The sequence below is a fragment of the Bacillus sonorensis NBRC 101234 = KCTC 13918 genome, assembly GCF_001592005.1.
Taxonomy (GTDB): domain Bacteria; phylum Bacillota; class Bacilli; order Bacillales; family Bacillaceae; genus Bacillus; species Bacillus sonorensis.
In genome coordinates, this window is the sequence record NZ_BCVZ01000004.1 from 109,583 (window position 1) to 134,676 (window position 25,094).

At 45.6% G+C, this 25,094-nt stretch carries 28 protein-coding genes and 1 other RNA gene; 5 read left to right on the forward strand and 24 right to left on the reverse strand.

The window, feature by feature from the left end:
* Positions 1-8: 8 nt before the first annotated feature.
* The 10 genes from BTR1S_RS22765 to BTR1S_RS07490 all read right to left on the reverse strand — a co-directional run bounded on the left by BTR1S_RS22765 (position 9) and on the right by BTR1S_RS07490 (position 8,659).
* Positions 9-185: a hypothetical protein gene (locus BTR1S_RS22765; RefSeq protein WP_006636349.1), complete on the reverse strand. Its 177-nt coding sequence runs from the start codon at positions 183-185 to the stop codon at positions 9-11.
* Between the two features lie 274 nt (positions 186-459).
* Positions 460-1,137, reverse strand: coding sequence for a hypothetical protein (locus BTR1S_RS22935; RefSeq protein WP_029418363.1), 678 nt, complete (start codon positions 1,135-1,137; stop codon positions 460-462).
* Positions 1,138-1,253: 116 nt separating this feature from the next.
* The gene (locus BTR1S_RS07460) at positions 1,254-2,402 is read right to left on the reverse strand and encodes a THUMP domain-containing class I SAM-dependent RNA methyltransferase (RefSeq protein WP_006636351.1); all 1,149 of its coding nucleotides are present in this window, start codon (positions 2,400-2,402) and stop codon (positions 1,254-1,256) included.
* A 96-nt stretch (positions 2,403-2,498) separates the two neighbouring features.
* Positions 2,499-2,884: RNase P RNA component class B (rnpB, locus tag BTR1S_RS07465), an RNA gene on the reverse strand.
* Between the two features lie 52 nt (positions 2,885-2,936).
* Positions 2,937-3,233: a cell division regulator GpsB gene (gpsB, locus tag BTR1S_RS07470; RefSeq protein WP_006636352.1), complete on the reverse strand. Its 297-nt coding sequence runs from the start codon at positions 3,231-3,233 to the stop codon at positions 2,937-2,939.
* 79 nt (positions 3,234-3,312) lie between these two features.
* Complete coding sequence (locus tag BTR1S_RS07475; RefSeq protein ID WP_006636353.1) at positions 3,313-3,864, reverse strand: SLOG family protein; 552 nt, start codon at positions 3,862-3,864, stop codon at positions 3,313-3,315.
* A gap of 109 nt (positions 3,865-3,973) precedes the next feature.
* Positions 3,974-4,219 (reverse strand): CotD family spore coat protein, encoded by a 246-nt coding sequence (locus tag BTR1S_RS21785; protein ID WP_006636354.1) that lies wholly within the window; start codon positions 4,217-4,219, stop codon positions 3,974-3,976.
* Between the two features lie 267 nt (positions 4,220-4,486).
* Entirely contained in the window at positions 4,487-5,776 is a 1,290-nt protein-coding gene (locus BTR1S_RS07480) for a ribonuclease H-like domain-containing protein (RefSeq protein WP_029418362.1), read from the reverse strand.
* Positions 5,777-5,782: 6 nt separating this feature from the next.
* Positions 5,783-8,026 carry a DEAD/DEAH box helicase gene (locus tag BTR1S_RS07485; RefSeq protein WP_051056655.1) on the reverse strand — a complete coding sequence of 748 codons (2,244 nt, stop codon included), beginning with the start codon at positions 8,024-8,026 and terminating at the stop codon, positions 5,783-5,785.
* A 126-nt stretch (positions 8,027-8,152) separates the two neighbouring features.
* Positions 8,153-8,659: a PTS sugar transporter subunit IIA gene (locus tag BTR1S_RS07490; protein WP_006636358.1), complete on the reverse strand. Its 507-nt coding sequence runs from the start codon at positions 8,657-8,659 to the stop codon at positions 8,153-8,155.
* A 173-nt stretch (positions 8,660-8,832) separates the two neighbouring features.
* On the opposite strand from BTR1S_RS07490, the gene BTR1S_RS07500 reads away from it, so the two are divergent.
* The gene (locus BTR1S_RS07500; RefSeq protein ID WP_006636359.1) at positions 8,833-9,252 is read left to right on the forward strand and encodes an Hsp20/alpha crystallin family protein; all 420 of its coding nucleotides are present in this window, start codon (positions 8,833-8,835) and stop codon (positions 9,250-9,252) included.
* Between the two features lie 18 nt (positions 9,253-9,270).
* Here the strand turns inward: BTR1S_RS07500 and BTR1S_RS07505 are convergent, their stop codons facing one another.
* Positions 9,271-9,714 carry a YppG family protein gene (locus BTR1S_RS07505; RefSeq protein WP_006636360.1) on the reverse strand — a complete coding sequence of 148 codons (444 nt, stop codon included), beginning with the start codon at positions 9,712-9,714 and terminating at the stop codon, positions 9,271-9,273.
* 181 nt (positions 9,715-9,895) lie between these two features.
* On the opposite strand from BTR1S_RS07505, the gene BTR1S_RS07510 reads away from it, so the two are divergent.
* Positions 9,896-10,096 (forward strand): YppF family protein, encoded by a 201-nt coding sequence (locus BTR1S_RS07510; protein WP_006636361.1) that lies wholly within the window; start codon positions 9,896-9,898, stop codon positions 10,094-10,096.
* A 17-nt stretch (positions 10,097-10,113) separates the two neighbouring features.
* On the opposite strand, the gene BTR1S_RS07515 is transcribed toward BTR1S_RS07510, so the two are convergent.
* Positions 10,114-10,488, reverse strand: a complete 375-nt coding sequence (locus BTR1S_RS07515) for a YppE family protein (protein ID WP_006636362.1) — start codon at positions 10,486-10,488, stop codon at positions 10,114-10,116.
* Positions 10,489-10,552: 64 nt separating this feature from the next.
* Positions 10,553-10,780 carry a DUF5446 family protein gene (locus tag BTR1S_RS07520; protein ID WP_006636363.1) on the reverse strand — a complete coding sequence of 76 codons (228 nt, stop codon included), beginning with the start codon at positions 10,778-10,780 and terminating at the stop codon, positions 10,553-10,555.
* Positions 10,781-10,977: 197 nt separating this feature from the next.
* Here BTR1S_RS07520 and sspM point away from each other — a divergent pair, with 197 nt between their 5' ends.
* Complete coding sequence (gene sspM / locus BTR1S_RS07525) at positions 10,978-11,082, forward strand: acid-soluble spore protein SspM (RefSeq protein ID WP_006636364.1); 105 nt, start codon at positions 10,978-10,980, stop codon at positions 11,080-11,082.
* Positions 11,083-11,106: 24 nt separating this feature from the next.
* Here the strand turns inward: sspM and BTR1S_RS07530 are convergent, their stop codons facing one another.
* Positions 11,107-12,072, reverse strand: coding sequence for a DUF2515 domain-containing protein (locus BTR1S_RS07530; protein ID WP_006636365.1), 966 nt, complete (start codon positions 12,070-12,072; stop codon positions 11,107-11,109).
* 53 nt (positions 12,073-12,125) lie between these two features.
* On the opposite strand from BTR1S_RS07530, the gene recU reads away from it, so the two are divergent.
* Both recU and BTR1S_RS07540 read left to right on the forward strand, forming a co-directional pair.
* Positions 12,126-12,722 (forward strand): Holliday junction resolvase RecU, encoded by a 597-nt coding sequence (gene recU, locus BTR1S_RS07535; RefSeq protein WP_006636366.1) that lies wholly within the window; start codon positions 12,126-12,128, stop codon positions 12,720-12,722.
* A gap of 57 nt (positions 12,723-12,779) precedes the next feature.
* A complete protein-coding gene (locus tag BTR1S_RS07540; protein WP_029418358.1) occupies positions 12,780-15,452 on the forward strand; it encodes a PBP1A family penicillin-binding protein in 2,673 nt (890 codons plus the stop codon).
* A 33-nt stretch (positions 15,453-15,485) separates the two neighbouring features.
* Here BTR1S_RS07540 and BTR1S_RS07545 read toward each other — a convergent pair whose 3' ends face one another.
* The 10 genes from BTR1S_RS07545 to panC form a co-directional block, all read right to left on the reverse strand.
* Positions 15,486-15,974 carry a YpoC family protein gene (locus BTR1S_RS07545; protein WP_006636368.1) on the reverse strand — a complete coding sequence of 163 codons (489 nt, stop codon included), beginning with the start codon at positions 15,972-15,974 and terminating at the stop codon, positions 15,486-15,488.
* Entirely contained in the window at positions 15,971-16,633 is a 663-nt protein-coding gene (nth, locus tag BTR1S_RS07550) for an endonuclease III (protein ID WP_006636369.1), read from the reverse strand. The genes BTR1S_RS07545 and nth overlap by 4 nt, the downstream gene beginning before the upstream one ends.
* Positions 16,634-16,650: 17 nt before the next feature.
* Positions 16,651-17,346, reverse strand: a complete 696-nt coding sequence (locus BTR1S_RS07555; protein WP_006636370.1) for a DnaD domain-containing protein — start codon at positions 17,344-17,346, stop codon at positions 16,651-16,653.
* Between the two features lie 74 nt (positions 17,347-17,420).
* Positions 17,421-18,713 carry an asparagine--tRNA ligase gene (gene asnS, locus BTR1S_RS07560; protein ID WP_006636371.1) on the reverse strand — a complete coding sequence of 431 codons (1,293 nt, stop codon included), beginning with the start codon at positions 18,711-18,713 and terminating at the stop codon, positions 17,421-17,423.
* 171 nt (positions 18,714-18,884) lie between these two features.
* Complete coding sequence (locus tag BTR1S_RS07565) at positions 18,885-20,069, reverse strand: pyridoxal phosphate-dependent aminotransferase (protein ID WP_006636372.1); 1,185 nt, start codon at positions 20,067-20,069, stop codon at positions 18,885-18,887.
* Positions 20,070-20,090: 21 nt separating this feature from the next.
* Entirely contained in the window at positions 20,091-20,576 is a 486-nt protein-coding gene (tseB, locus tag BTR1S_RS07570) for a cell wall elongation/penicillin-binding protein regulator TseB (RefSeq protein WP_029418357.1), read from the reverse strand.
* 9 nt (positions 20,577-20,585) lie between these two features.
* Positions 20,586-20,756 (reverse strand): YpmA family protein, encoded by a 171-nt coding sequence (locus BTR1S_RS21790; protein WP_006636374.1) that lies wholly within the window; start codon positions 20,754-20,756, stop codon positions 20,586-20,588.
* A 152-nt stretch (positions 20,757-20,908) separates the two neighbouring features.
* Positions 20,909-23,701, reverse strand: coding sequence for an ATP-dependent DNA helicase DinG (dinG, locus tag BTR1S_RS07575; protein ID WP_029418356.1), 2,793 nt, complete (start codon positions 23,699-23,701; stop codon positions 20,909-20,911).
* 141 nt (positions 23,702-23,842) lie between these two features.
* Positions 23,843-24,226 carry an aspartate 1-decarboxylase gene (gene panD, locus BTR1S_RS07580; RefSeq protein ID WP_006636376.1) on the reverse strand — a complete coding sequence of 128 codons (384 nt, stop codon included), beginning with the start codon at positions 24,224-24,226 and terminating at the stop codon, positions 23,843-23,845.
* A complete protein-coding gene (panC, locus tag BTR1S_RS07585; RefSeq protein ID WP_006636377.1) occupies positions 24,226-25,092 on the reverse strand; it encodes a pantoate--beta-alanine ligase in 867 nt (288 codons plus the stop codon). The genes panD and panC overlap by 1 nt, the downstream gene beginning before the upstream one ends.
* Positions 25,093-25,094: the final 2 nt, after the last annotated feature.

The window sequence follows — 25,094 nt, forward strand, 5'->3', positions numbered from 1 at the left end:
GCGGGCCATCATTTCCGGTAAATCGAATACGTCAAAAACGGGTGGTCTGTCGATTCCATATGGCTGATCGCGTTTTTAAGCTCTTGTTTCGCATATGTAAGCTGCTCTCCGCCATCGCTTTCCAGCTCGCTGGATGACATCTCAAGGGCTTTTTGAATCATTTGGATATGTTCGCTGCTTAACATGACATCACCTCTTTACAAATGGAATAATCCCGAGTATATGCAAAGTTTTCCGTTTTTATACAGGCTGATTTTCAAGTTGCAACCCGGCGAATTGTAAGACGAAGGCTTGGACATCTGCCTATTTTTCCTTCTTGAAGAGGATGCCACGGTATACTAGAATCCCTTTCATCCCTGCAATTGGGCTTTTCCTCTGAGAACACGATACAGACAATGTGCGTTTTATCCAACACACATACCCAGTCTATTCCATTATTTCATCATATGTTGTATGGAATTAAAAATTATATACAGAGGTGGAAAGTTTATGTACTATTATGTACCTTTTAAAAAACACGATTGGGATCATTACGGCAAGTATGAGCATGATTATGATCCTTACAAGAAGGACTACTACGAGCCTTACAAAAAGCACGATGAGCGCTGTAAAAAGGAGTACTACTACTATTGCGAGCCTAAAAAGGAGCACTATTACTACGAGCCTTGCAAGAAGGATCGCGAGTATAAGAAGGATTTCTACTACCATGAGCCTTACAAGAAGCATCACGAGTATAAGAAGGACTACTACTACTATGAGCCTTACAAGAAGCATCATGAATATAAGAAGGACTACTACTACCATGAGCCTTACAAGAAGCATCACGAGTATAAGAAGGACTACTATTACCATGAGCCTTGCAAGAAGCATCACGAGTATAAGAAGGACTATTACTACCATGAGCCTTGCAAGAAGCACCACGAGTATAAGAAGGATTATTACTACTACTGCGATCCTTGCAAGAGACATGATGAGCCATGCAAAAAAGAATACTATTACTATGAATCGCCTAAAAAGTACGATGAGTACTCTTATAAAAAGAAAAATGATTCCTGGATCTTCTAGAGAATCGATATTTTGACGCGCGGCTAACAGCCTTGGATTCCCATATGTTTTCTGCTTGTCCCCGACAGGCAAGACCCCGCTTCAACAAGCGGGGTTCCATATCAGCAGTTGATGCGATATAAAAATTTCCCCCATCACAAAAAGGACTGTCGATGTTGGTGACAGCCCTTTTGATCGGCCTAAATGTTTTAATCTTTTTTCGCTTTCGGCGGCCTTTTCCCCCAATACTGATAATAGTCTGTTTTAATAAAGCCGTTAAAGAGCTTTCGTTTCTTCGTCGCTTTTTTGCCGTAGCATTCTTCAAAGCGTTCGTTTGATGTCAGCATATACACGGACCATGTATCAAGTTCGGCAAACGCATGGCCCATATCCTTGTACATATTTTCGACTTCCTCTTTTTCTCCGAGTCGTTCGCCGTACGGCGGATTCCCGACAATGACGCCGTATTCCTCTTTGGTCGTAAAATCTTTAACCTGCATCTGCTTAAATTCGATTAAATCGGCCAGCCCCGCTTCTTCGGCATTTGCCTTTGCGATTTCGACCATACGGTGGTCGATGTCATAGCCGTAGATGGACAACGGCTGATCATAATTCGCTTTTTCTTCAACTTCCATCCGGGCTTTATTCCAGAGTTCTTTTCCGATCCATTCCCATTTTTCAGAAGCGAACTCCCTGTTAAATCCGGGAGCGATGTTTTGTCCAATGAGGGCCGCTTCAATCGGAATCGTGCCTGAACCGCAAAACGGATCAACAAACGGCCTGTCAGGCGTCCAGTTCGTCAGCAGAATGAGAGCGGCGGCAAGTGTTTCTTTTAGCGGCGCTTCCCCCTGGCCTGCCCGGTATCCCCTTTTGTGCAGTCCTGCGCCTGATGAATCGAGCGTGATGACTGCCTTGTCTTTTAAAAGCGAGATTTCAAGTTTATATTCCGGACCTGTTTCCTCAAGCCATTCGTTTTGTTTTTGATATTGTGTTTTCAGCTTTTCGGCAATCGCTTTTTTCACGATCCGCTGGCAGTCGGGAACGCTCGCGAGAACCGACTTTACCGATTTCCCCGTAACGGGAAATTTCGCATTCTCGGGGAGGAAGGCGCTCCAGTCAATGGCTTTTGTTTTTTCAAATAATTCATCAAATGTTTTCGCGGTAAATTCAGCGGCCTGAATTTTCACCCTGTCAGCCGTTCTCAGCCAAAGGTTTGCCCTGCAAATGGCAAGGGCGTCCCCTTCGAACACCACTTTTCCATTGTCAACGGTACAGTCATAGCCAAGGGCGCGAACCTCTTTGGCGACGATCGCTTCGATTCCCATCGGGGCTGTTGCAATTAATTTGAAGGTTTTCATCATATCACCTGTTTTTTATGTATGTCTTTTCATGATAAAAGCTCTCCTTTTGACGGAGAGCTTATGCATTGTCATCATAATAAATGGTTCATAACGTTCTGTAAGCCATGTTTTGTTCCCTCGTACTGCAATCGGCTTTCACCTCGTACTCAGGTGGTAATCATCTATCTACAGAGATATCTCTGTCCTTCCTTCCGTTCATTTCCGTTCAGAAGGTTCCCCTACCAAAATTTGGGTTTCTCGCTCGAGGGGTTTACCGCGTTCCACTCTCACCATTTCTAGTGAGACTTCGTCACTGTGGCACTTTCAAGGATACTCAGCCATATCCGAAAAGGACGTAGGCTTTTTTCCTGCCGTCAGCCTGAAAACAGGCTGCCCTAGCTTATGACTTCGCTAGGCACGAACACTACGGGCATCTCAGCACCGTGCGAGCATGGACTTTCCTCTACAGATGCAAACATCTGCAGCGATTACCCGAACGTTAAGACATCCACTATTATAGCCTATTTTCTTCTAAAGGGCAAGGTTTTTTCATCAATCGTATAATTTGCTTCCAAATACATGTTTTTCTAAATTGGACAGTCTTTTCAAAATATCAAAGTTGGTCGTATTTGATTGAGCAGGCTGTCTTTTGCTGGCTTCTTCCAGCTGTTTTTTCAAGTTCAGGTTTTCCTGCTGCAATTCCTCAATTTCCTCATGGAAGGCTTCGTAGTCTTTAATCACCATGTCCAGAAACTTGTCAACATCTTCCTGTTTGTAGCCTCTGACTCCTGTTTTGAACTCTTTTTCTAAAATTTCTTTAGCAGAAAGCTTCACTTTATCAGCAAGCATCTTTTTCACCTCATATCGTGAATCATCATCTTATATTTTTTCAGAAAACGTGTACAATGTCAAATTTCTCATGTGTATGTCACTCTTCAAAAAAACTGTGCTCCTCAACGGTCCATCTAAGATCATCCATCGTGATCATGTAGATCGGGAAATCGCGTTTTTCCTGGGCTTTTTTCGCTTCATTCAGCATGTAAACAGGCGATCCTTCCGTTTCTTCATCATAAAGAATCAGCAAAGCATCGGCTTTTTCAATGAAAAACCGGTTTTTCTGCTTAAATTGCGCCGGGCTTTCATAAGGCCTGTGGGTCAGGCTTTCCGTGTAATCGCTTTGGGCCAGCACCGCCTCATACTGTTCTTTGTTTTTCTCATTCCAATTCTTCTCCTGATCAAAAAACGGGGTAATGACCGCCACTTTCAGCTCCGGATATTCTTCCTGAAGGGAAAACGCCACTTCCGCCGCCCAGATTTCGGTCCCCAGCTGCCCAGAAATGAGTATCCATTCCAATCCTTCATCAAGCAAAGCGAGAATCCTGCTTTCAATCGCTTTTTTTATGTAAAAAAGCGCCGGGTCATCCTGTTTAAATATTCCGATTTCAAATGGTTTGTAGCCTGTAACAGCCAATACTTTCACTTGATCACCTGCTAAAAAATGGGGCCGTGCTCCGCCCCATTTTTTAAAATATTCTCTTTCCGTCAAAACCGGCTTGATTCATCCTCACAAAACCTCCGCAGTCCGCCTTTTAGTAGCCGCCAAATCCTGATCCTGTGTACGGGCCCGGTCCGGGACTGACGAAATGCTGATGTGTCGCCTGACTCACATTTGATTGAGTTTGCGGGTAGTAATGAACGTGTGCAAAATGTTGATGGTTGATATTCGTAGTATGCTGCGGATGAATATGCGGTACGAACGTTTTGCCGTGCGTGTGAGTATAACAGCATTGTGTAGGATGAACAATCGGCCCCACCATGTTTGGTCTGCAGTGCATGATCTGATCCCCTTTCCTAAAAGCTTATATATACACTATTAAACTATGAAGCAGGGGATGAACATGTACTAATATAAAAACCTATTTTAAAAGTAAGCCATAAAGCTTTCCTTGAAATTGGTCAAAACAAAAATGATAAATAAAACAACGACAAAAAACAAATAAAACAGCCCCTTATACATATCAACGCTCCCTTCACCACAGTCTAGCGTTATTTTACAAGAATTTTGATGTTTCTACAATTCATAACATGTTCCATTGTTATTATTAAAAAATACCGTCGGTTTTTGCGCTTGCCCGGGGAATATTTTTCCCGCATTTCCTCAACAGCCGCTGATGGCGGATGTCAAGCTGGGCCGCCTCCCTTTCCGTCGGCACAAGCTTTTTGGAGCTGCACTGGCTGAGGAGATCTTCTGTGATGTGGAGCGCGGCCGGAATATCACGCTTTTGATGTTCGTAATATTTAGCAAGCTCGATGCTTGCCCGCCAGGCTGTTTTTTCATCTGCAGCGTCCCGCAGCTTTTGCCACAGTGCAGCTGCTTTTTCAAGCATGCCCTGTTTTTTATATTGAAGCGATAAATCAAATGACGCCCGGTCGGACTGTTCAAAGGTTTTAGACTCAAGCTCTTTTAATTGAGCAGTCGCAAGTTCCGCCTCCCGGTTTGCGAGGAGCCATTTGGCCATTGCATATTTTTCATTTGCTTCCGCCGTTTTTCCGGGCGAAAGGATTTTCTTTGACAGATGGATATAAAGCGTGATCAATGAGAGGACGTCAAGCTCGTTATGGCGAAGAACGCCTTCAATTATGTCAGGACGTTCCTCCTTTAAAAAATGGAAATAGATCATCGGCGCCAAATAGCCCGGGGTATCTTCGGCTCTCTCAATGCCCAGCTCCTCTTTTTCAACCGTGCTCAAAGAGACGCGTTCGAATTTATGTTTCCACAGCCGCCGCGCGCCATGCAGCAAGTCGAAATGTCCAAAATCAGGAAGTTCCGGAAGCCTGTCGCGAATCAGCGTATGTCTCGTTTTCACCTGAGGCCAATCGAAAGCTTTGCCGTTGTAGGTGCAAAGCGATTTAATATCAACCTCGCTTAAAAAACTGTGGTAAAGCGCGACCTCATTTCCCGGTTTGGGGAGCAGATGCTGTTTGACGACAACTTTATCATCGTAAACCCTTGCATGGCCGAGCAAAAAGATCGTGTTGCCGGCACCGCCTCCAAGCCCGGTCGTTTCAGTATCAAAGAAAAAAAGCTGGCTAGGCTGATAGCCTTTGCTGGACAAGGAATGGGTTATACCGCTGTTATTCCATGCGCCGACAACGTCATGAAGCTCGGAAAACGAATACTTCCCATGGACATGCGTCAGCGGGTAGACCACTTCGCGGATCAAACAGTAGCATTCTTCGAACACATATGGTTTGACTCCGAACGCTGACCATTCTTTTTCAAATGACGGGACCTGTAGGGCTTGGGAAGGGGCGCCGCCTTCAGCGCCGCTTCTTTTTTCTTTATTTCCCAGGTGATGTTTATAGCGGTTCAGCTTTCTTTTTAAAGACATGTGATCTCAACCTTTCCAGCCATTTAAAAGGCGAAGCGCATTGTCCTTTGTCTGATTGCTTTCACCGTCGACTCCGATGCATGACGGACAGCCTGAACGGCACGGACAATTTGCAATGAGCTGATAGGCTTCACCGATAATCTCGGGCATCTGCTCATAAACTTTTTGCGATAAACCGACGCCGCCCGGATAGCGGTCATACAAAAAGATCGTCGGCTTTTCATTATGGACCGCTTTGATTTGCGGGAAGACATGCAAGTCAGACGGATCGCACATGACCTTCAGAGCGGCGACATAGCCGAGTACGTTTGCAGCGCCTAATAAAGCTTCTTCTAATTTGATGTCATTCCAATGCTGTCTTTCTTCATCATTGACTTGAACCCAGGCCGCATTTGTATGAAGCTCTTCTTCCGGAAGGTGGATCGGACCTGAGCCGATATTTTCATGTGTTTCAAATTTTATTTTTTTGAAAATGGTCGCTTTTGCCTGGACCGTCACATCACCGAATCCGAATTGTGCGGCATCTGTTTCCTTTGTTTGGTCAATTTCAAGCACTTTCAACAAAACGGCTAGGTTTGCGTCTGTATAGTAATCGACCTTGACCTCGCGGACAAACGCTTTTTTCTCTTCCCAGTCCAGCTTTTCAACCTGGTACTGAATTCCCTGGTGCAAATAAATCGCTTCATCATGCAAAAGCGTCATCGCGCTGAACCTGTCCATCTCGCCGATGACCTTTGCTTTCTCACGTTTTGACTGGTCAATGATGACGACATTCTCCTGTGAAGCTGACCTGAGACTGATGCCGTGGGCCGGAAAAGCGTCGTTCATCCAATGGTACGTCTCTCCGCTTAAATGAAGAACCCTTTCCTCCGCCAAATATTCCAGAATATCTTCTATCTCCACACCGCCAAATGAATCGGTCCGCTTAAAAGGAAGCTCAAAAGCGGCACATTTAATATGATCGACCAGAATGACAAGGTTATCCGGGTTGATCACAGCGGTTTCGGGATTTTGCTTAAAGAAATAGTCTGGATTTTGGACAATATACTGATCGAGCGGCGCCGAGCTTGCCACCATGACGATCAGCGCTTCATTGTGCCGTCTCCCGGCCCGTCCAGCCTGCTGCCACGCGCTTGAGATCGTTCCCGGATATCCGGTCATAATGCACGTTTGCAGCTGGCCGATGTCAACGCCGAGTTCAAGCGCGTTTGTGCTGACGACTCCTTTGATCTCCCCGCTGCGAAGCCCTTTTTCAATCATCCGCCGTTCAGTCGGCAAATATCCGCCTCTGTAGCCTTGAATCGCATGGGCGCCGACAATCGGCTTCATCACGTCTTGAAGGTACGTTAAAATAATTTCAACCCTCACCCTGCTTCTCGCAAAGACAATCGTTTGAATCTGATTTTTCAAAAATTCGGAAGCCAGCTTCCTGACCTCAAGCGTAGCGCTTTTTCTTATATTAAGCGCATGGTTGACAATCGGAGGATTATAAAATAAAAAGTGCTTTCTCCCCGAAGGCGCGCCATTATTTGAAATTAAATGCATCGGCTGTCCCGTCAGCGTCTCTGCAAGCTCCAAAGGATTGGCGATCGTCGCCGAAGTGCAGATGAACTGCGGCCTGCTGCCGTAAAATTCACATATGCGCAGCAGACGTCTGATGACATTTGCAACATGGCTGCCGAAAACGCCCCTGTAAACGTGAAGCTCGTCGATAACGATGTACTTCAAGTTTTCAAACAGGGAAACCCATTTTGTATGATGAGGCAGAATGGCCGAATGAAGCATATCCGGATTTGTGATCACAATATGGCCCGCTTTTCTGACCTTCTGCCTGATGGCCGGCGATGTATCGCCGTCATATGTATAGCAATTGATCGATGCGCCAATCTCCTCGATCAGTTCATTAAGCTCGCTTTTTTGATCCTGTGATAATGCCTTTGTCGGAAAAAGATATAATGCCCTTGCATCAGAGTCCTCGGTAATCCGCTGAATAACGGGCAGGTTGTAGCAAAGCGTTTTTCCCGATGCAGTCGGCGTCACAAGTGTTACATTTCTGCCGTTTGCGCTGTGCAGAAACGCTTCAGCCTGGTGGGAGTAGAGCTTTTCAATCCCTCTGCGCCGCAGCGCCTGAACGAGTTTTTCGTTCAACCGTTCCGGAAAATCTCGGTAGTCCGCATCTTTTTTTTCGATTGTATGCCAATGAACGATTTGTTTGCTGAAAGTCTGGTCTTCTTTCAGAAACTGAATCATCTCTGTCAAATTTCGTTTTTGAAACAACACTGTCACCTCTCCACTACCTATTTTAGCGAATGTCCGTTCGTTCTGAAAGAGGTGAATATCATCAAAAAAAGCAGAGAACGGCTCCCTGCTTTTTCATCACTTGACTTTCAGCTCCATAAGCTTTGTCTGGCTTTTTTTCGCCGCTCCCTCTTCATGCTTTGTGACCCGCTCCACCGCATCGCCGTTCATAATGACGATCGGAGTAACCGTGCTGCTCGCTTTTTCTTTGATCAGCTCTAGATCGCATGTAATTAAAGGGTCTCCGACTTTTACTTTGTCGCCTTCTTTGACATGGGCGGTAAAGCCTTCCCCTTCCATGCTCACCGTTTCCAGCCCGATATGGATTAAAAGCTCCACTCCGGACAATGAACGGATGCCGATGGCATGCTTCGTATGGAACAGCTGAATCACTTCCCCGTCTACAGGTGATACGATTTCGCCGCTGGAAGGCTCTACAGCCATTCCGTCACCCATCATTTTTTGAGAAAAAACGGGATCCGGCACTTTTGATAGATCGATTACTTGTCCGTCAACCGGTGAAAAAACGGTTTCTTCTTTCACTTCATCCTGTTTATGACCAATACCGAACAATTTTTTCAGCAAAGCAATTGGGCTCCTTTCAAATACGCCTCTTTATGTAGCTTTAAAAGAGGAACAATTTTAATCAAAACTACGGATTCCCCACTATTTAACCATACTTTCAAATTCCCATCAATCGATAACCATATCAATTGCCCCTGCATAAGCTGAAAGTAAAAAATCCGAGGTGACAGTGAATGGATCCAAAAGAGCATGATGATCACTCTCTCAGCAAAAAAGACGAATTTCAAGAAGCGGTTGAACAATTATTTTATGCCTCTCCTTTTCATGAAATCTTAAATTCATTTCAAAAAATCATATCTGATCAGCTGCAGCATTCAAGCATTTCGATGAACCTCACAGAAAAAAACGGAGAGCTTCAAATCGACATTACCGTCCCCGAATCGTTTCAAAATGGCGATATTATGATTGAAGCCAAGTCGCGGTATTTGCACATCGCCTTAAAAGAAGAAACAAAAGGCGGAAATTCACAATCATTTTCAAGCCTGTCAAGAACAATCCTGCTCCCATACCCCGTGCGTGAAGAAACGATGAAGACATCATGGAACCGGAACGTTCTGACCGTTTCTTTTCCGGCGCAAAAAAAGCATGAATGACGATCATCCATGCTTTTTTTATTTAAAAAACCCTATAAAACCTTTAGCAAGCGATCCCACCTGGTTGACGGCGCTCACCATTTGGCCGGCTGTATCCATCATCTTATTAAAGTCAAACTGGCCGTTCTTTTTCTTAAACTGTGACAGGAAGCCCTGAAATTGGGAAGGCTGATGGAGGTTGGGCCTTGGCAGCGGATACGGATTCGGATAAGGAAATGGCTGAACTTGCTGGACAGGCTGCTGATAGGCTGAAAATGGGGCGATCTGTTGCTGCACCGGCTGAAAAAAAGCTGGTGAAGATTGAAACCCGCTGCCTCCCGGCTGGGCATACTGGGCCTGTTCATGGCCGTAGTCATGAGGAGCAGGCTGATAAGACGGGTGCCCATGGGAATACGGGTAACCCGGATAATATAAATGCTGATCGGAATAAGGAAATCTGGTGGCGGCTCTCCTTTCTTCCATCTTTCATCTCTCCTTCTGGCGCCCTTTTTCTATCATCGTATGACATGAATGCCTATCCCGTTCCAAAGCAATTGTCACAAATTTGTCAAAAAGTGTCGAAAGATTTAATTTTTGAAAAACAGAAAAAAGTCGAATTGTTATGGTACTATATTATTACTATAGATGAGAGGGGATGCGACATTTGAACGTATCATACTTAAGAAATTGTTTTGCCGAGATGAAGCAGTACGAGACAGACTGTATGAATAAGCTGATGGATTTTGCTAAGTTTTTATACATTCAGGGGCATCTGACATTAAACGAATTTCGCACAAGTATGAAAGTTCTTGAAGCGAATGGAGCACAGCATCCTGCTTACGATTTACATGCGGACGCCAATTGACCAAAAGGAGACGCGGGCTAATCCCGGTCTCCTTTTTGTATGTCGTCTTCCATGTTTTTCAGCGTGTAAAGCACAGATTCCGTCAAATCTTTAAAACGCTTTTTATGAATTTTACAGAAATAGGACTGCATCACGATTTCATTCAGGTTTTCCTCGACTGAACGGAGCTGCTCTTCATAAATATATTTTGGATGATATTCCTTTACATAGGCCAGACTGTCGCTCAGCCAGCTTTTCACAGCCTGTTCGCATTGGTCGGCAGCCGGTTTGACAACCTTGAAGAAATCATGCTCTGCACCTTCCTCCCTGCCCTTTTGATATCGTTTATAAGCTTCATTTGCCAGGCGGATGAGTTCCCGTGTCTGAACAAGAAGAGATTGTGTATCCAACATGTTCACCTCGGGTTTATCGTACCAGACAGACCGGGTAAACACAACGAATTCGAGCTCCGTAAGGCTAAGCGGATTCCCCGTGGCGATTCATCCCCATCATCGTACTGTTTAAGCAGGATGACAGCTCATTCAGTTCTCGTTCAATGAGGTCAAGCCGTTCCTTCCATACAGCGCCTTTTTCGGCTTTTTCCCTTATGATGGCTCCGGTCAGCTTGATTTCCGCTGATTTCAGCTCTGTTTCCGTTTCCAAAAGCATTTGAAGGACAACCTCTTTTTTTACAAATCCGCTCATTTGCCTACCTCCTTTTTGATCGCTTTCTATGCTTTCTTCCTTTCAGCCGTCCATTCCTTTACGGCTGACAAAACTAGAAGGAAACCGTCAAAGAAAGTGAATTTCCCTCCGATCGGCGCCGTTTCGACAGCGCCTCCCGAAAAATTGTATGAACGGGGCTGTTTATGCAAAATCTAAAGGTCAAGGAGGTGCCTGCTGTGGAAAACAATAAAAAGAAATCCCCGGCTAAATCAAAACCGGATGCAAAACAGGCAGATCAATTGGATAAAAAATTAGGCGGACCAAACCGTCCGTCCACTTAAAAAGCAAGGGCTCCTTGCTTTTTTTCATTTCCAGCTCTTTTTCAGCCAGTTTTCCAGCGAGAACACAGCCCGCAGCTGCCGCCTTTTATGAAAATACCATTCCGTTAATTCAATCGTTTCCGGCAGCTTTTCGTCTTCAAACAACCCCTCCATATTTTCCCCGTGAAACCAATCGGTTTTTACTCCGTCTAATGAATGGGCAATGACGGGAAAGCATGTTCTCAAAAATGGCGAGGACCTGCTCATAGCCCCGGCCCAGCGCTCCATATCAAAGCGCGAACCGGTATGCGGAACATAGGTTGTGAAATGGAAGAAGAAAGGAAACAGCTCAGGCCTGAACAACAGCTGGCTTAATTGTTTGCCAAGCTTGATTCTTTCTTTTAGACTTGTAAACCGTTTGACCGACACGCCGTAAAAAACGCCTTCAACCGTCGGAAAAATCACGGTATTGAAATGAAACCATTCACATACCTGAAAAGGAATCGTGTGAAAAACATTCTTTTTAAACAGAGGATTTTGTATAATAGGAGTTTGGATAGTGTTTTGTTCATTGATAATAAGAGCATACATGAGCCGCTTCTGATCCCGCTCATGCCAAAACCGCTCCCATTCCGCTTCCATAAACGAAGAAACGCCTAAAGCGGGAAGCAAATGAAAAAGAGGCTTTTCGAACTGCTTGGACAACTGATATAAAAGAAGCTGCGGATATGCGTCGGAAAAAATAAGCCAGTTTGCCCTTTCATACGTCAGAAACAGCCATTTCTGCTGGGCATCTGATAACCCGGGCCCAAACAGGCTCCCTTTTAAATCAGTCATCGACCAGCCGGCATTCCGGGAAACAAACGATGCCAGAAGCGCCCACTTGATCTCCGGATGACGGTCGAAGTATTTTTTGTAGGCATTGGTCCGCGAGATATTATCTTTATTCAGTTTTCCGGTCAGCTCTTGAATATAGCGCGTCAGCTCCTTCCAGGAGATTGTGTTGCCCAAGTCAGGTCACTTCCGTTTGTTTCCAGATTTTTTTAAAAAGGAGGATGAAGAAAGTGATTCGCTATCCGAACGGTAAAACCTATCAGCCGAAACCAACTGCCTCATCCTTAAATAAAAAGACGTCGTACAGCAATCGCGGAATGACCCTCGAAGATGATTTGAATGAAACGAATATATATTATCTAAATCATTCCATTGCGGTCATCCATAAAAAACCGACCCCTGTGCAGATCGTACAAGTCGATTATCCGAAGCGAAGCGCCGCTGTCATAAAAGAAGCGTATTTCAAACAATCGTCAACGACAGATTACAATGGGGTTTATAAAGGGCGCTACATCGATTTTGAAGCGAAAGAAACAAAAAGCCGTACATCCTTCCCCTTGCAGAATTTCCACGACCATCAGATTAAGCATATGAAACAGGTCGTGGCGCAAGGCGGCATTTGCTTTGTTATTATATCCGCATTTGGAGAAATTTATTTTCTGGAAGCTGAAAAATTGTTTGGTTTCTGGGAAAGGAAACAGCAAAACGGCAGAAAATCGATCAGAAAAGATGAGCTTGAAGAAGCCGCTCACTCCATTTCGCTTGGATATGCGCCAAGAATTGATTATATTAAAGTTATTGACCAGTTGTATTTTTCGCCATCATAAATTATGATTTTAAAGTCATGTGAGCGGAAAGGTTTAACTACGAAAGGTTGAGATGTTATGTCAGATCAATTTAACAGCCGCCAGGAACGGCGAAGAGCCCAACAGGGCAAAAGCAGGTCTAATACTCATTCTAAACCCAAGAAAAAGAAGAAAGCCGGACTATTTAAAAAGATTCTTTTATCTATTTTGATCATCGGCGTCATCGGCTTAATTGCCGGAGGTGTCACATTTGCAGTCATGGTGGCCGACGCACCGTCCCTTGACGAAGCCAAGCTGAAAACGCCGTATTCGTCCACCATCTATGATAAAAACGGGAAAAAAATCGCGGAGCTCGGCTCGGAAAAACGGAAGTATGTGTCGATTAAAGATATACCGGATAATGTCAAAAACGCTTTCCTCGCGACAGAGGATGCCCGTTTCTACGATCACCACGGGGTTGACCCGATCCGTATCGGGGGAGCGCTTCTCGCAAACTTTGAGGGCGGATTCGGTTCAGAAGGCGGAAGTACGATCACACAGCAGGTCGTTAAAAACTCCCTTCTGTCACATGAAAAAACGCTGAAGCGAAAAGTCCAGGAAGTATGGCTGTCCCTTCAGCTTGAACGAAAATATTCAAAAGACGAAATTCTTGAAATGTATCTAAACCGGATTTATTTCTCACCGCAGGCTTATGGTGTCGGCAAAGCGGCAGAGCAGTTCTACGGAATCACCAATTTGAAGGACTTGACGGTGGAGCAGGCCGCGACGCTTGCCGGAATGCCGCAAAGCCCGAACAACTACAACCCGGTGAAACACCCTGAACAAGCCGAAAAAAGGCGGAATATCGTCTTAAGCCTGATGAACAAACACGGCTTCCTGTCAGACGCAGAATACAACAAAGCGAAAAAAGTGTCTGTGAAAAAAGGGCTTGTGTCGCCTAAACAGTATGCAAAAACAAACTCTAATAAATACAGTGACTTTGTCGAAGAAGCTGTAAAAGAAGTCGAATCTAAAGCACATGTCACACCAAGTACAGACGGACTGAAAATTTACACGACGCTTGATACAGATGCACAGAATTATGTTGATGATCTTATGGAAAGCGATTCAATTCCGTACACCGAGAAAATGCAGGCCGGTATAACACTGCTTGATACAAAAACCGGCGAAATCCGAGCGATCGGCGGCGGACGCAATCGAAATGCCGGCGATTGGAACTATGCGGTTAATGAAAAACGTCAGCCGGGTTCAACGATCAAGCCGATCCTTGACTACGGCCCTGTCATCGAAAACGAAAAGTGGTCGACATATGAGCAAATAAAAGATGAACCATATAAGTATTCCACAGGACAGGAAATTCATAACTACGACCACAGGTATAGAGATTGGATATCAATGAGAGAGGCGCTTGCCGATTCACGTAACATTCCGGCTTTAAAAGCGTTCCAGGCTGCCGGCAAGGAAAACGTCGCCAAGTTCGCAAAAGGTCTCGGTCTTTCGCTTGATTCAGATGAGATGTCTGAGGCATATGCAATCGGAGGCTTCGGAAACGGTGTCTCCACTGTTCAAATGGCGGGCGCATACAGCGCGTTCGGTAACAATGGCTACTATAATGAGCCGCATTTCGTTACAAAAGTTGAATTCAATGACGGCACAAAACTTGACCTAAAGCCTGAGTCGAAAGCTGCAATGAGCGATTACACCGCGTTTATGATGACGGATATGCTGAAAACCGCTGTTCAATCAGGAACGGGAACAGCCGCACAGGTCCCTGGCGTTACCGTAGCCGGAAAAACCGGAACAACGAACTTTGAAGAAGCCGACATTAAAAAATACGGCATCAATCCGAACGGTGCGAAAGATTCGTGGTTTGTCGGCTATACGCCGCAATATACAGCAGCCGTCTGGACCGGCAAAAAAGGCCATAATTCGCTGAGTGCGAGCGAACAGCAAATCGCCAAGATCTTGTTTAAACAGGTCATTGCCAAGGTTGACGATGGCAGCGGATCATTCAATAAGCCTGACAGCGTCGTGGAAGCGACCGTACTGAAAGGATCAAATCCGCCGGCGCTGGCAAGCAGCGGTACGCCAAGCGATAAAAAGACGACCGAGTATTTCGTGAAAGGCACACAGCCGACAACCGTTTCAAAGCAGTATGAAGAAAAAGAAGATGTAACAAAACCATCCGGCTTGAGCGCCGAGTATGATGAAGCATCGAAGAGCATTAAACTGAAGTGGTCATATTCAGGTGATGATGATGCTACATTTAAAGTCAAACAGTCGGTCGACGGAGGAGGATACAGCGAGATCCAAAACAGCAGCGCCAAAGAGGCCGTCATACCGAATGCCAAAGAAGGATCTGTCTACAGATTCCAAGTCACGGCCGTCACCGATGACAATGAAAGCGATCCGGCTTCTGTGACGCTTCAAGTCAATGCTGCCAGTGACGACGAGTCAAAAACAGATGAAGATCAGCAAAATCAAGATGACGATCAGAAGAACAAAGACGAAGATGAAGACAAAGATAAGCAAAACAACGGAAACACTGATCAGCCGGATGACCAAAAACAAAACCCTGGCGATACGGACAATAATAACCAAAATCAAAACCCGGGCAATACGGACAACAACAATGGCAGAAAAGATGAAGATCAAGATGATTCTTCAGATTCCGGCAGCCAAAAACCAGGTAATGACAAAGATCAAACAAACAATTCCGGAAACCAGACAGAAACTCAATCCGGCAATTAAAAATAAAGACCACTCACAAATTGTGAGTGGTCTTTATTTATTCATCGCGGCATATTTATAAAATTGTTTTTTCATTTCCGTAAACAGTTCATCAAGCTGGATAAAACAATGGTACTGGGTCGGCTTTAACAAGATGAATTCAAGACGTTCCGTCCAATTGATCGGCTTAACGGGAAAGTTTTTCTGAATGATCGTCTCCCATCTCAGCGTTGTGACGGGCTCTCTCATCGTCCAATGGAAGCTTGTGATCAAACAGCAGACCCCTTTTAGCATCTCGTCCCGGCTGCACCTTGATTTTCTCGTTTGAAAGACGGGAAGAAGCCCTTCTTTCGTATTCTCCCAGATTTGAAAAAGAAGCGGCACCCATTCTTGGGCATTTTCCCATGGTTTTGCCGCCCCCTCCTCCATCAACAGATCAAAAAACAGCGGATTCTCAGACAGAATGGCAAGCCTGTCATCATGTTCAGGCTTGACCTTTCTGAGCGATTGTTCATATTCATATAAAAGTGAAACGCTTGTCACGGCAGCTTCACCAGTCCTTTTTTATAGCGCTTCTGCCCTTCCCGGCACAAAGAAAACAGCGGACATTCTTCACATTTCGGCCTTTGCGCTTTGCAGTGGTAGCGTCCGAAAAAGATGAGTCTATGGTGTGTGGCTGACCACTCTGACTCAGGTATTTTTTTCATCAGCGTTTTTTCGACTTCTGTAACTGAATCTTTCCAGCGGCAAAAGCCGAGCCTTTTCGACACCCTTTCTACATGAGTGTCTACGGCAATCGCCGGTACGCCGAACGCGACGGAGACGACGACATTGGCCGTTTTTCTCCCTACGCCAGGAAGCTTGACCAATTCATCTCTGTCTCTTGGGACTTCTCCCCCATATTCTTCGATCAGCATTTTGCACAGCTTTTGAATGTTTTTCGCTTTGTTGCGGTACAGACCGATCGACTTGATGTCCTGCTGAAGCTCTTCCAGCGGAACCGCGAGATAATCCTCCGGCTTTTTATATTTTTGAAACAGCGTTTTTGTCACTTTGTTGACCAAGGCATCTGTGCATTGAGCGGAAAGCGCGACAGCGATGACGAGTTCAAACGGGTTGTCGTGAACTAATTCGCATTCCGCATCGGGAAACATGTCGCCAATCGTTTCTAAGCAAAATTCGATTTGTTTTTTCGTTAACATCTCTTCACCTTTTCACTTTAATGTTCAAGCCAATTGTAAAAAGGAACCTGCCTTGTATACTCCTTTTGCTCGCTCTGCCGGGGCGTCTTGCGCCTGAATTTTTGGCTGTAGCTTACGGCTTGTTCGACTGTTTTGATTCCGTTTTTCTTCCATTCAAAAAGAATACGGTCAATATAGCGGAAATTCAATTTTCCTGACATGACGGCTTCTTTTAGCGCCTGCTTGATCATCTGCACATCGTGGTGGTCCTGGTCAAGCCAAACGTTGAGCGTCTCGCATTCCAACGGCGACAAAGGTCTTGCAAACTCTTCTTCAAATATCGTATAAAGACTTTTTTGCTCGCCTTCATGCTGCTCCTCCCGTTTTTTCTTCTCAGCCATCTCGAGATGATCAAACAGTTTGCTCCACAAAGGTTCGAGTGAATATTTTTCAGACTTGATGCCGTGCTGGTCTTCGCATTCTTCTATATAGAGGAAGCCTTTTTGGATAAAAATCCTCAACATATCCATACATTGTTCAGTCGCTATCGACATCGTTTTGCTTAATTCTTCGGGCGTGGGAAAAAAAGATCCTTTTTCCACATGCATTTTGATGTTGAGCAGCAGCATGAACTCTGTTTCATTCAGGCCAAGCTCCCGGTAGTTCATAAAAAGCAGATTTGGAACGCTGACTGACCCCATTTCCTGCATCTTAATAAATTGCTGTTTTTTCATTTGATACACCTCTTACCTTTCAGTATATCAGGATGACTGTGAAAAAGTCTCCTGTCGCAGCAGGAGACTTTTTATTAAGGATATAAACGATTTAGCAGTCTTGGGAACGGAATCGTTTCACGGACATGCGGCGAGCCGCAGATCCAAGCAACCGTCCGCTCCAAACCGAGTCCAAAACCTGAATGCGGTACTGAACCGTATTTTCTCAGCTCGGCATACCATTTGTAAGCATCTGATTCCAATCCGTGCTCTTTCAGCCGTGATTCCAAAAGCTCAAGATCATGGATGCGTTCTGAGCCGCCGATGATCTCGCCGTAGCCTTCAGGAGCAATCAAGTCCGCGCACAGCACGACGTCTTCCCTGTCAGGCGCAGGCTGCATGTAAAACGGCTTTAAAGATGTCGGGTAATGTGTAATGAACACAGGCTTGTCATAGCTTTCGGCAATCGCCGTTTCATGAGGCGCCCCAAAATCATCGCCCCATTCAATATCATCAAAGCCTTTATCTTTTAAGAACTGAATCGCTTCATCATAAGTAATCCGCGGGAACGGCGCTTTGATCTGCTCGAGTTTGGATGTGTCTCTTCCAAGCGTCTCCAATTCGATTTTGCAGTTTTCAAGAACGCTTTGGACGACAAATGATACGTAGTTTTCCTGCACTTCAAGGTTTTCATTGAATTCAACGAAAGCCATTTCAGGCTCAATCATCCAAAACTCAATCAAATGGCGTTTTGTTTTTGATTTTTCCGCTCTAAAGGTCGGTCCGAATGAAAAGACTTTTCCTAAAGCCATCGCAGCCGCTTCCATATAGAGCTGGCCGCTTTGGGACAAATAGGCGTCTTCATCAAAATACTTCGTCGCAAAAAGCTCTGTCGTTCCTTCTGGAGCGCTGCCTGTCAAAATCGGAGGATCGACTTTGACAAAGCCTTCTTTATTGAAAAATTCGTATGTAGCCCGAATGATTTCGTTTCGGATTTTCATCGTTGCATGCTGCCGCTTGGAACGAAGCCACAGATGTCTGTGATCCATTAAAAACTCTGTTCCGTGCTCTTTAGGCGTAATCGGATAATCTTTCGCTTCATGGATGATATCAAGCGAAGTCACGGCAAGCTCAAATCCGAGAGGCGAACGCTCATCCTTTTTGACGACGCCTTTTACATACAAAGACGTTTCCTGTGTGACCGTTTTAGCGGTCTGGAAAACCTCTTCAGCCACTTCCGCTTTGACGACCACTCCCTGGATAAAGCCTGTCCCGTCTCTAAGCTGCAAAAATGCGATTTTGCCGCTTGAGCGTTTATTGGCGACCCAGGCGCCGATTGTCACTTCTTCACCAACATGCTTGTACACTTGGTTGATTGTTGTTTTCACTATCGTTTCCCTCCAAAACAAAGAAAAGGGTCTTGACCCGTTTTCTCTCTGACGTCCATAACGTATATTATACCTTTTTTAAACGGATGCGGTCAATCCGTTCCACCCTTGAATTCCGGACAGATCTTCAGCAGCATAAAAAAGCGCCCTTGAACCGGGCGCTTTTAAAACTTATTTGCTGTGATTGACTACAAAGCGGCGGATGCGTTTCACCGCTTCTTCCAACAGCGGCAGGGATGTCGCATATGACAGGCGGATATTGTCCGGTGCGCCAAATCCGGAACCCGGCACTATCGCGACTTTTTCCTCCTCGAGAAGCGCTTCAGCAAATTGGTCAACGGTTGCAAAGCCGCATGCTTCGGCTGCTTTTTTTGCATTCGGGAACAGATAAAAAGCGCCCTCAGGCTTCAGGCAGGTGAATCCCGGAATATCCAAAAGCAGTTCATATACTTTGTTCAGACGTTCTTCAAAGGCCTTTCTCATTTCTTCAACCGGCTCCTGCGGCCCGTTATAGGCGGCGATGGCGCCGTATTGAGCGACAGAAGTCGGGTTTGACGTGCTGTGGCTGGCAAGGTTTGTCATCGCTTTGATGATGGTTTGATTTCCAGCTGCATATCCGATTCTCCAGCCGGTCATGCTGTGCGATTTTGAAACCCCGTTAATGATGATCGTCTGTTCCTTCAGTTCAGGGGAAAGCTGTGCGATTGACACATGTTTTCCTCCGCCGTAAATCAGCTTTTCATAAATTTCATCAGATACGATCAAGATATTGTTGCGAAGGCACACGTCGCCGATCGCTTTAAGCTCCTCTTCCGTATACATCATCCCTGTCGGATTGCTTGGAGAATTGATGATCACGGCTTTCGTTTTTTTCGTTACTGCATTTTGGAGCTGCTCCGGAGAAATCTTAAAGCTGTTTTCCTCAAGCCCTTCCACAAATACGGGACGTCCTCCTGCAAGCTTAACTTGTTCAGGGTAGCTGACCCAATATGGAGTCGGAATAATGACTTCGTCCCCCTCATCCAGCAATACTTGAAAAAGGGTGTAAAGAGCGTGCTTCGCACCTGTACATACAATAATTTCCGACTGGCTGTATTCAATGCCCTGATCACGTTTGAACTTGTCTGCAATGCTGTCTTTAAGCGGCGCAAGACCTCCGGAAGGCGTATATTTCGTATGCCCCTCATTCATTGAGCGGACAGCCGCCTCAATGATATGCTCCGGCGTGTTAAAATCCGGCTCTCCCGCACCAAGGCCGATGACATCATGCCCTGCCGCTTTTAATTCTTTTGCTTTTGCAGTGATTGCCAATGTCGCAGACGGTGTTAATGCTGATACTCTTTTAGCTAGATTCAACTTGATTCCCCCTGTTTCGTCTTAAGGCGTAATATTTTTGTGAATTTTGCCATTTATAAAGTCTACATAACTTAAACTGTATTGCCCATCTTTATTTAAGTATGTCACTTCCCACAATAGAACATTGCCTTCCCTTGCCAGATGAACCTCCTTTAATTCAGACAAAAGGCCCTCTTCCTGAACCGCTTTGGCTGCCTGACGGCTTGAAATGCCGTCCGCCGCTTTTTTAAACATCGTTTTCTGCTTTTTGTCAGCCGACACCCATACATACATTTTTTCGCCCTTTTTGTTCTTGCCTTCGACAATGTACTGTTTTTCCTTGCCGACAAACGTTTCAACGGTGCCAACCTCTTTTAAATCCGCTTTCTTCTTCGCTGTTTCAGCAGCTTCCTGGTGGCCGCTCTCTTTCTGATCCATTGCCGTCTGGTATACATTCGCCCCGGCAAGAATTGCTGTTACAAAGATAATACCAAATATCAGAATGAAAATTAACGTTTTTTTGCCCATTTTTCTCCCCTACGTCCGATAAATAGTAAAAATCGCCTGTTTTTGATCGTCTTCATCAAGAGCGAGACCGAACATTAAATCATCGCGTTTCAGCGTCCTGTTTAATAAATCGACGATTTTATACAGATCTTCTGAATGCTGAACAGTCACTGTAGAAAGAATTTCAATTTTGCTATCCATTATCAAATACCTCCGCACAAAACAATAATTGTTATTCATACTCTGTCTGCCATAAGCCATAATAGTTGTTACAACGGATTAAACCGTTTATATAAACAGCCAAAAAATAAAACCTTAATCCACACCATGCCAAGAGCCGCTTGAAGCGGCTTTTATGCATTCAGCCCTGAAATATAGGCTTCGAGTTCAAGGAAATCCGGCTCTTCTACTAAAGCGGGAGGCAAAGCTTTCATAAACACCCTGCCATAGGAAGAAGTGCGGATCCGTCGGTCAAGGATCACGACCATACCGCTATCCTCTTCAGAACGCAGCAGCCTTCCGATTCCCTGTCTAAAGGTCAAAACGGCTTCTGGAAGCGAAACAGCCTGAAACGGGCTTTCCCCCATTTTCTTCGCCCTTTCACACTTAGCCGACTCGACGGGATGATCGGGCGGCTTGAAAGGGAGCCTCGCAATGATCAGCGTTGTCAGCTCATCCCCCGGAAAGTCGACGCCTTCCCAAAAATGGTTTGTTCCGAGCAGGACGGCATGCTGGCACGATTTAAAGGCCTTCATGATCTTCACGGGGCTTCCCCCTGACACGCCCTGAGCCAATAGCTGGCACGGAAAGTCGATATCGTCTTTCAACAGCTGGTGTACGTCGCGCAGCATGTCATGTGATGTAAACAAAACGAGTACCTTGGCATTCCGCTGCTTTGAAAGCGCCTTGATATACCGGCAAACATCTTGGATATAGTCTTCGGAATGATCATTTTGGATCGGGCTGATGTCTGTCGGAATCATGATTTTCATACGCTTATCATAAGAAAAAGGCGACTCGATTTGCAAGGTTCTGGGATAAAAATCGCTTAGACCGAGCTTTTTGATCATATAGTTGAATGAGTTTTCAACGACAAGCGTTGCGGATGTGAGAACAACGCTTTTTTTCTCGGTAAAAAAGCGATCTGCCAGCATTTCGCCCGCATCCAGCGGCTGGGCATATACGGAAGCCGCGTTTTTCGCTCCTTTTGCATCGATTTCAATCCAGACGACCTCATCTTCAGCAGGTTCAAAAAATAGACGGCCGAGCTTTTTGCCGTACTCTTCGAGATATGCCAGACAGGATTGATATTCTTCAAGAAGAAACGACTGCCGGCTTGTGAAAGAGACGGTTTTTCCTGTTAATTGCTCTTTTTGATCCAAAAACAGCTGATGCATGTAAAACAGCATGGCGCACAGCCTTCTTGCACCTTCTTCAAGGCGGCTCCAAGCTCTGTTTTCACCGGTTTGAGCTACCTTATAAAGCAGACGGTTTACATCCTTTTTTGGTTTCCTCCGTTTCACAAACGCATGAACCGATGTGAAAAACACATCGCTTTCTTCAATGAGCTGGCTGAGCCATTCATCCATCTGGAAAAAAGATTCTGAAGAGATGCCGAAAGAACGGAACAGCCGTTCAGCTTTTTTGAGCAGCCCCCTTTGTTTCAAGGTGCCGAGCTGCATCAATTTCTTATGAAGCGAAACATAGTCCGCCCTTGTTCCAAACTGTTCCGCCGCTGCCCGTTCAAAGTGGTGGGCTTCATCGATAATCAATGTATCCGCATCGGCGGTGCGGCTTCTTTGATTAATTTCGTCTGTCAACAGAAGCGCATGATTGGTAATGATCAGATCGGCCTTATTTGCCTTCGCTTTTGCTCTTTCATAAAAACACAGCTCTTTATACGGACGGTTTCTCTCGTAAGAACGGTCATCATGCACGATTCGTTCCCAAAGCAGCTTTCCGCCGGATGGCAGGTTGATTTCGGATAAGTCGCCAGTCTCCGTATCCGTCAGCCAGACGAGAATTTGCGCCTTGGCCAGGACGGCGTCATAGTTATCATCATCTTCGTGCAGAATATGCTCGAATTTGTGGATGCATAAATAATGGGACCGGCCTTTCAGCACCGCCGCTTTGATCGGGAATGGAAAGATCTGTTTTATAAGCGGGATATCCTGATTTAAAATCTGCTGCTGAAGCAAGGTTGTAAACGTGCTGATCACGACGGGTTTTTCGGTTTTTTTCGCATGAACGGCCGCAGGCACGAGGTAACCGAGTGTTTTGCCGATTCCCGTTGCCGCTTCGATCAGGGCATGTTCATGATTCGAAAAAGCCGTCCAGACTTCTTTCATCATTTTTGTCTGTCCGTCCCTTTTTTTAAAATGGTTCAGGGAAGAAAGGCCCCCTTCTTCCTCCCAAATAAGCGTTTCAGGCAAAGCTTCGGAACGGGACTCTTCAAAGTCTTCCGCCTGAGTATCGGGCGCTTTCATGACAAATGAACCGATTTTTATATACCCTGCTTCAAGCTCTGAACGGCCGTCTTTTTGGATGATCAGGCTGTCAAAGAGCTCCTGCGCATCGCTGATCAGATGCCATGACAGACGCCTGATCGCTTTCAGGACGGGAAGCGGCAGGCGCTTCAATCTGTCCAAGATATGTAGGAAAATCATTGCGGTCACTTCCGCATCGCTGTCTGCTCTATGCGGATTGTCATGCTTGAGCTTCAGTTCTTCGCTCAGCTCTGTCAGCTTGTAGCCGTCAAAACGGGGATAAACGATTCTGGCCAATTCCACCGTGTCGAGCACATTGCACTCAAGTCCGTCGAAGCCCGCGCGCTTCAGTTCGTGTTTGACAAACCCGAGATCAAAATGGATATTATGGGCGATAAAGCAGCTTTCATTGAGGAGCTCAAATATATCTTCTGCAATCGCCGAAAACGGCTCTTCATGTTCAACCATCTCATTTGTGATTCCCGTCAGCTGTTCAATAAATGGGGGAATAGGCTGGTTCGGGTTCACATATTTGGAGAAACGTTCGGTAATTTGTCCATTTTCAATCACAACCGCTGCAATTTGAATAATTTTGTCGCCTTTTTTCGGCGAATTCCCTGTCGTTTCCACATCAATAACTACATACCGTTGATTGTTCATTCAATGGACACCTCAATTTTGATACGTTCAACAAAAGTGTAACACGTTTTTAGAAAGTACATGAGGACAGCGGCTGAAAAAACAGGCCTCTTTTCAAAAGTTCTTCCCAAAACGACATGAAAGCCCCCAGCGGTGGGGGCTCTACAGAATGGTACGGGCCGGCTCAAACCCAAGCATTTGCTCGATTTCGTTCTTCTCGTTCAAAACGGCTACTTTCGGCTTGTGATGCTTCGCCTCTTCCTCCGTCATCATCGCGTAGGACACAATAATGACGACATCTCCTTTTTGAACGAGCCGGGCGGCCGCTCCATTGAGACAAATGACGCCGCTCCCCCTTTCACCGGGAATGATATACGTTTCCAGCCGGGCGCCGTTATTATTATTTACAATTTGCACTTTTTCATTTGCCATCATTCCGACGGCATCCAATAAATCTTCATCAATCGTCACGCTGCCGACATAGTTTAAGTTGGCCTCGGTGACTCTCGCTCTATGCAGCTTTGCGCTCATTAACGTCCGGTACATCATAGGTCCTCCTTTCGATCATCGGGAATATCGATAATTATATTATCAATTAAGCGGGCTTTGGAAAATTTGACGGCCACCGCTATAATGATTTTCCCGCTCAGCATTTCCCTGCTCTTGAGGTCGGGATATGAATAAATCTCAGCGTAATCAATGACACCGCTCGTTTTATTCAACATACCGCGCACTTCTTCCATAATGACGTCCGGATTCCGCTCTCCATCGGCTATTAGCCGGGCGCCGTGCTGAAGCGACTGATAGAGAGCGGCCGCTTCCTCGCGCTCGCTTTTTGAAAGATACACATTCCGCGAGCTTTTGGCAAGGCCGTCCTCTTCCCGCACCGTATCAACGGGAACCAGCTTGATATCCATGAAGAAATCATTGATCAAACCGTCGACCACAGCGACCTGCTGCGCATCCTTCATCCCAAAATAAACCCTTGTCGGAGACGTGAGGTTGAACAATTTGGTCAGCACTGTCGCGACACCGTCAAAATGCCCAACCCTTGAACGGCCGCACAGGACATCCGTCCTTTTTTTGACATTGACGATAACCGTAGATTCCTGCTGGTACATGTCTTCCGGGGCTGGAGTGAACAGAACGTCCACTCCGCCTCCTTCCGCAAGCTTCCGGTCTCTTTCGATATCCCTAGGATATGATTCAAAGTCTTCACCCGGACCAAATTGAAGGGGATTGACAAAAATGCTCATGACGACAATATCGTTTTCTTTTCGCGCTTTTTCTGCAAGCGCCATATGCCCTTCATGAAGAAATCCCATCGTCGGCACGAACCCGATTGTTTTTCCTTCTTTTCGATATGTTTTTGTTACACACTGCATGTCTTTTGCTGTTTTGATTTCAATCATGC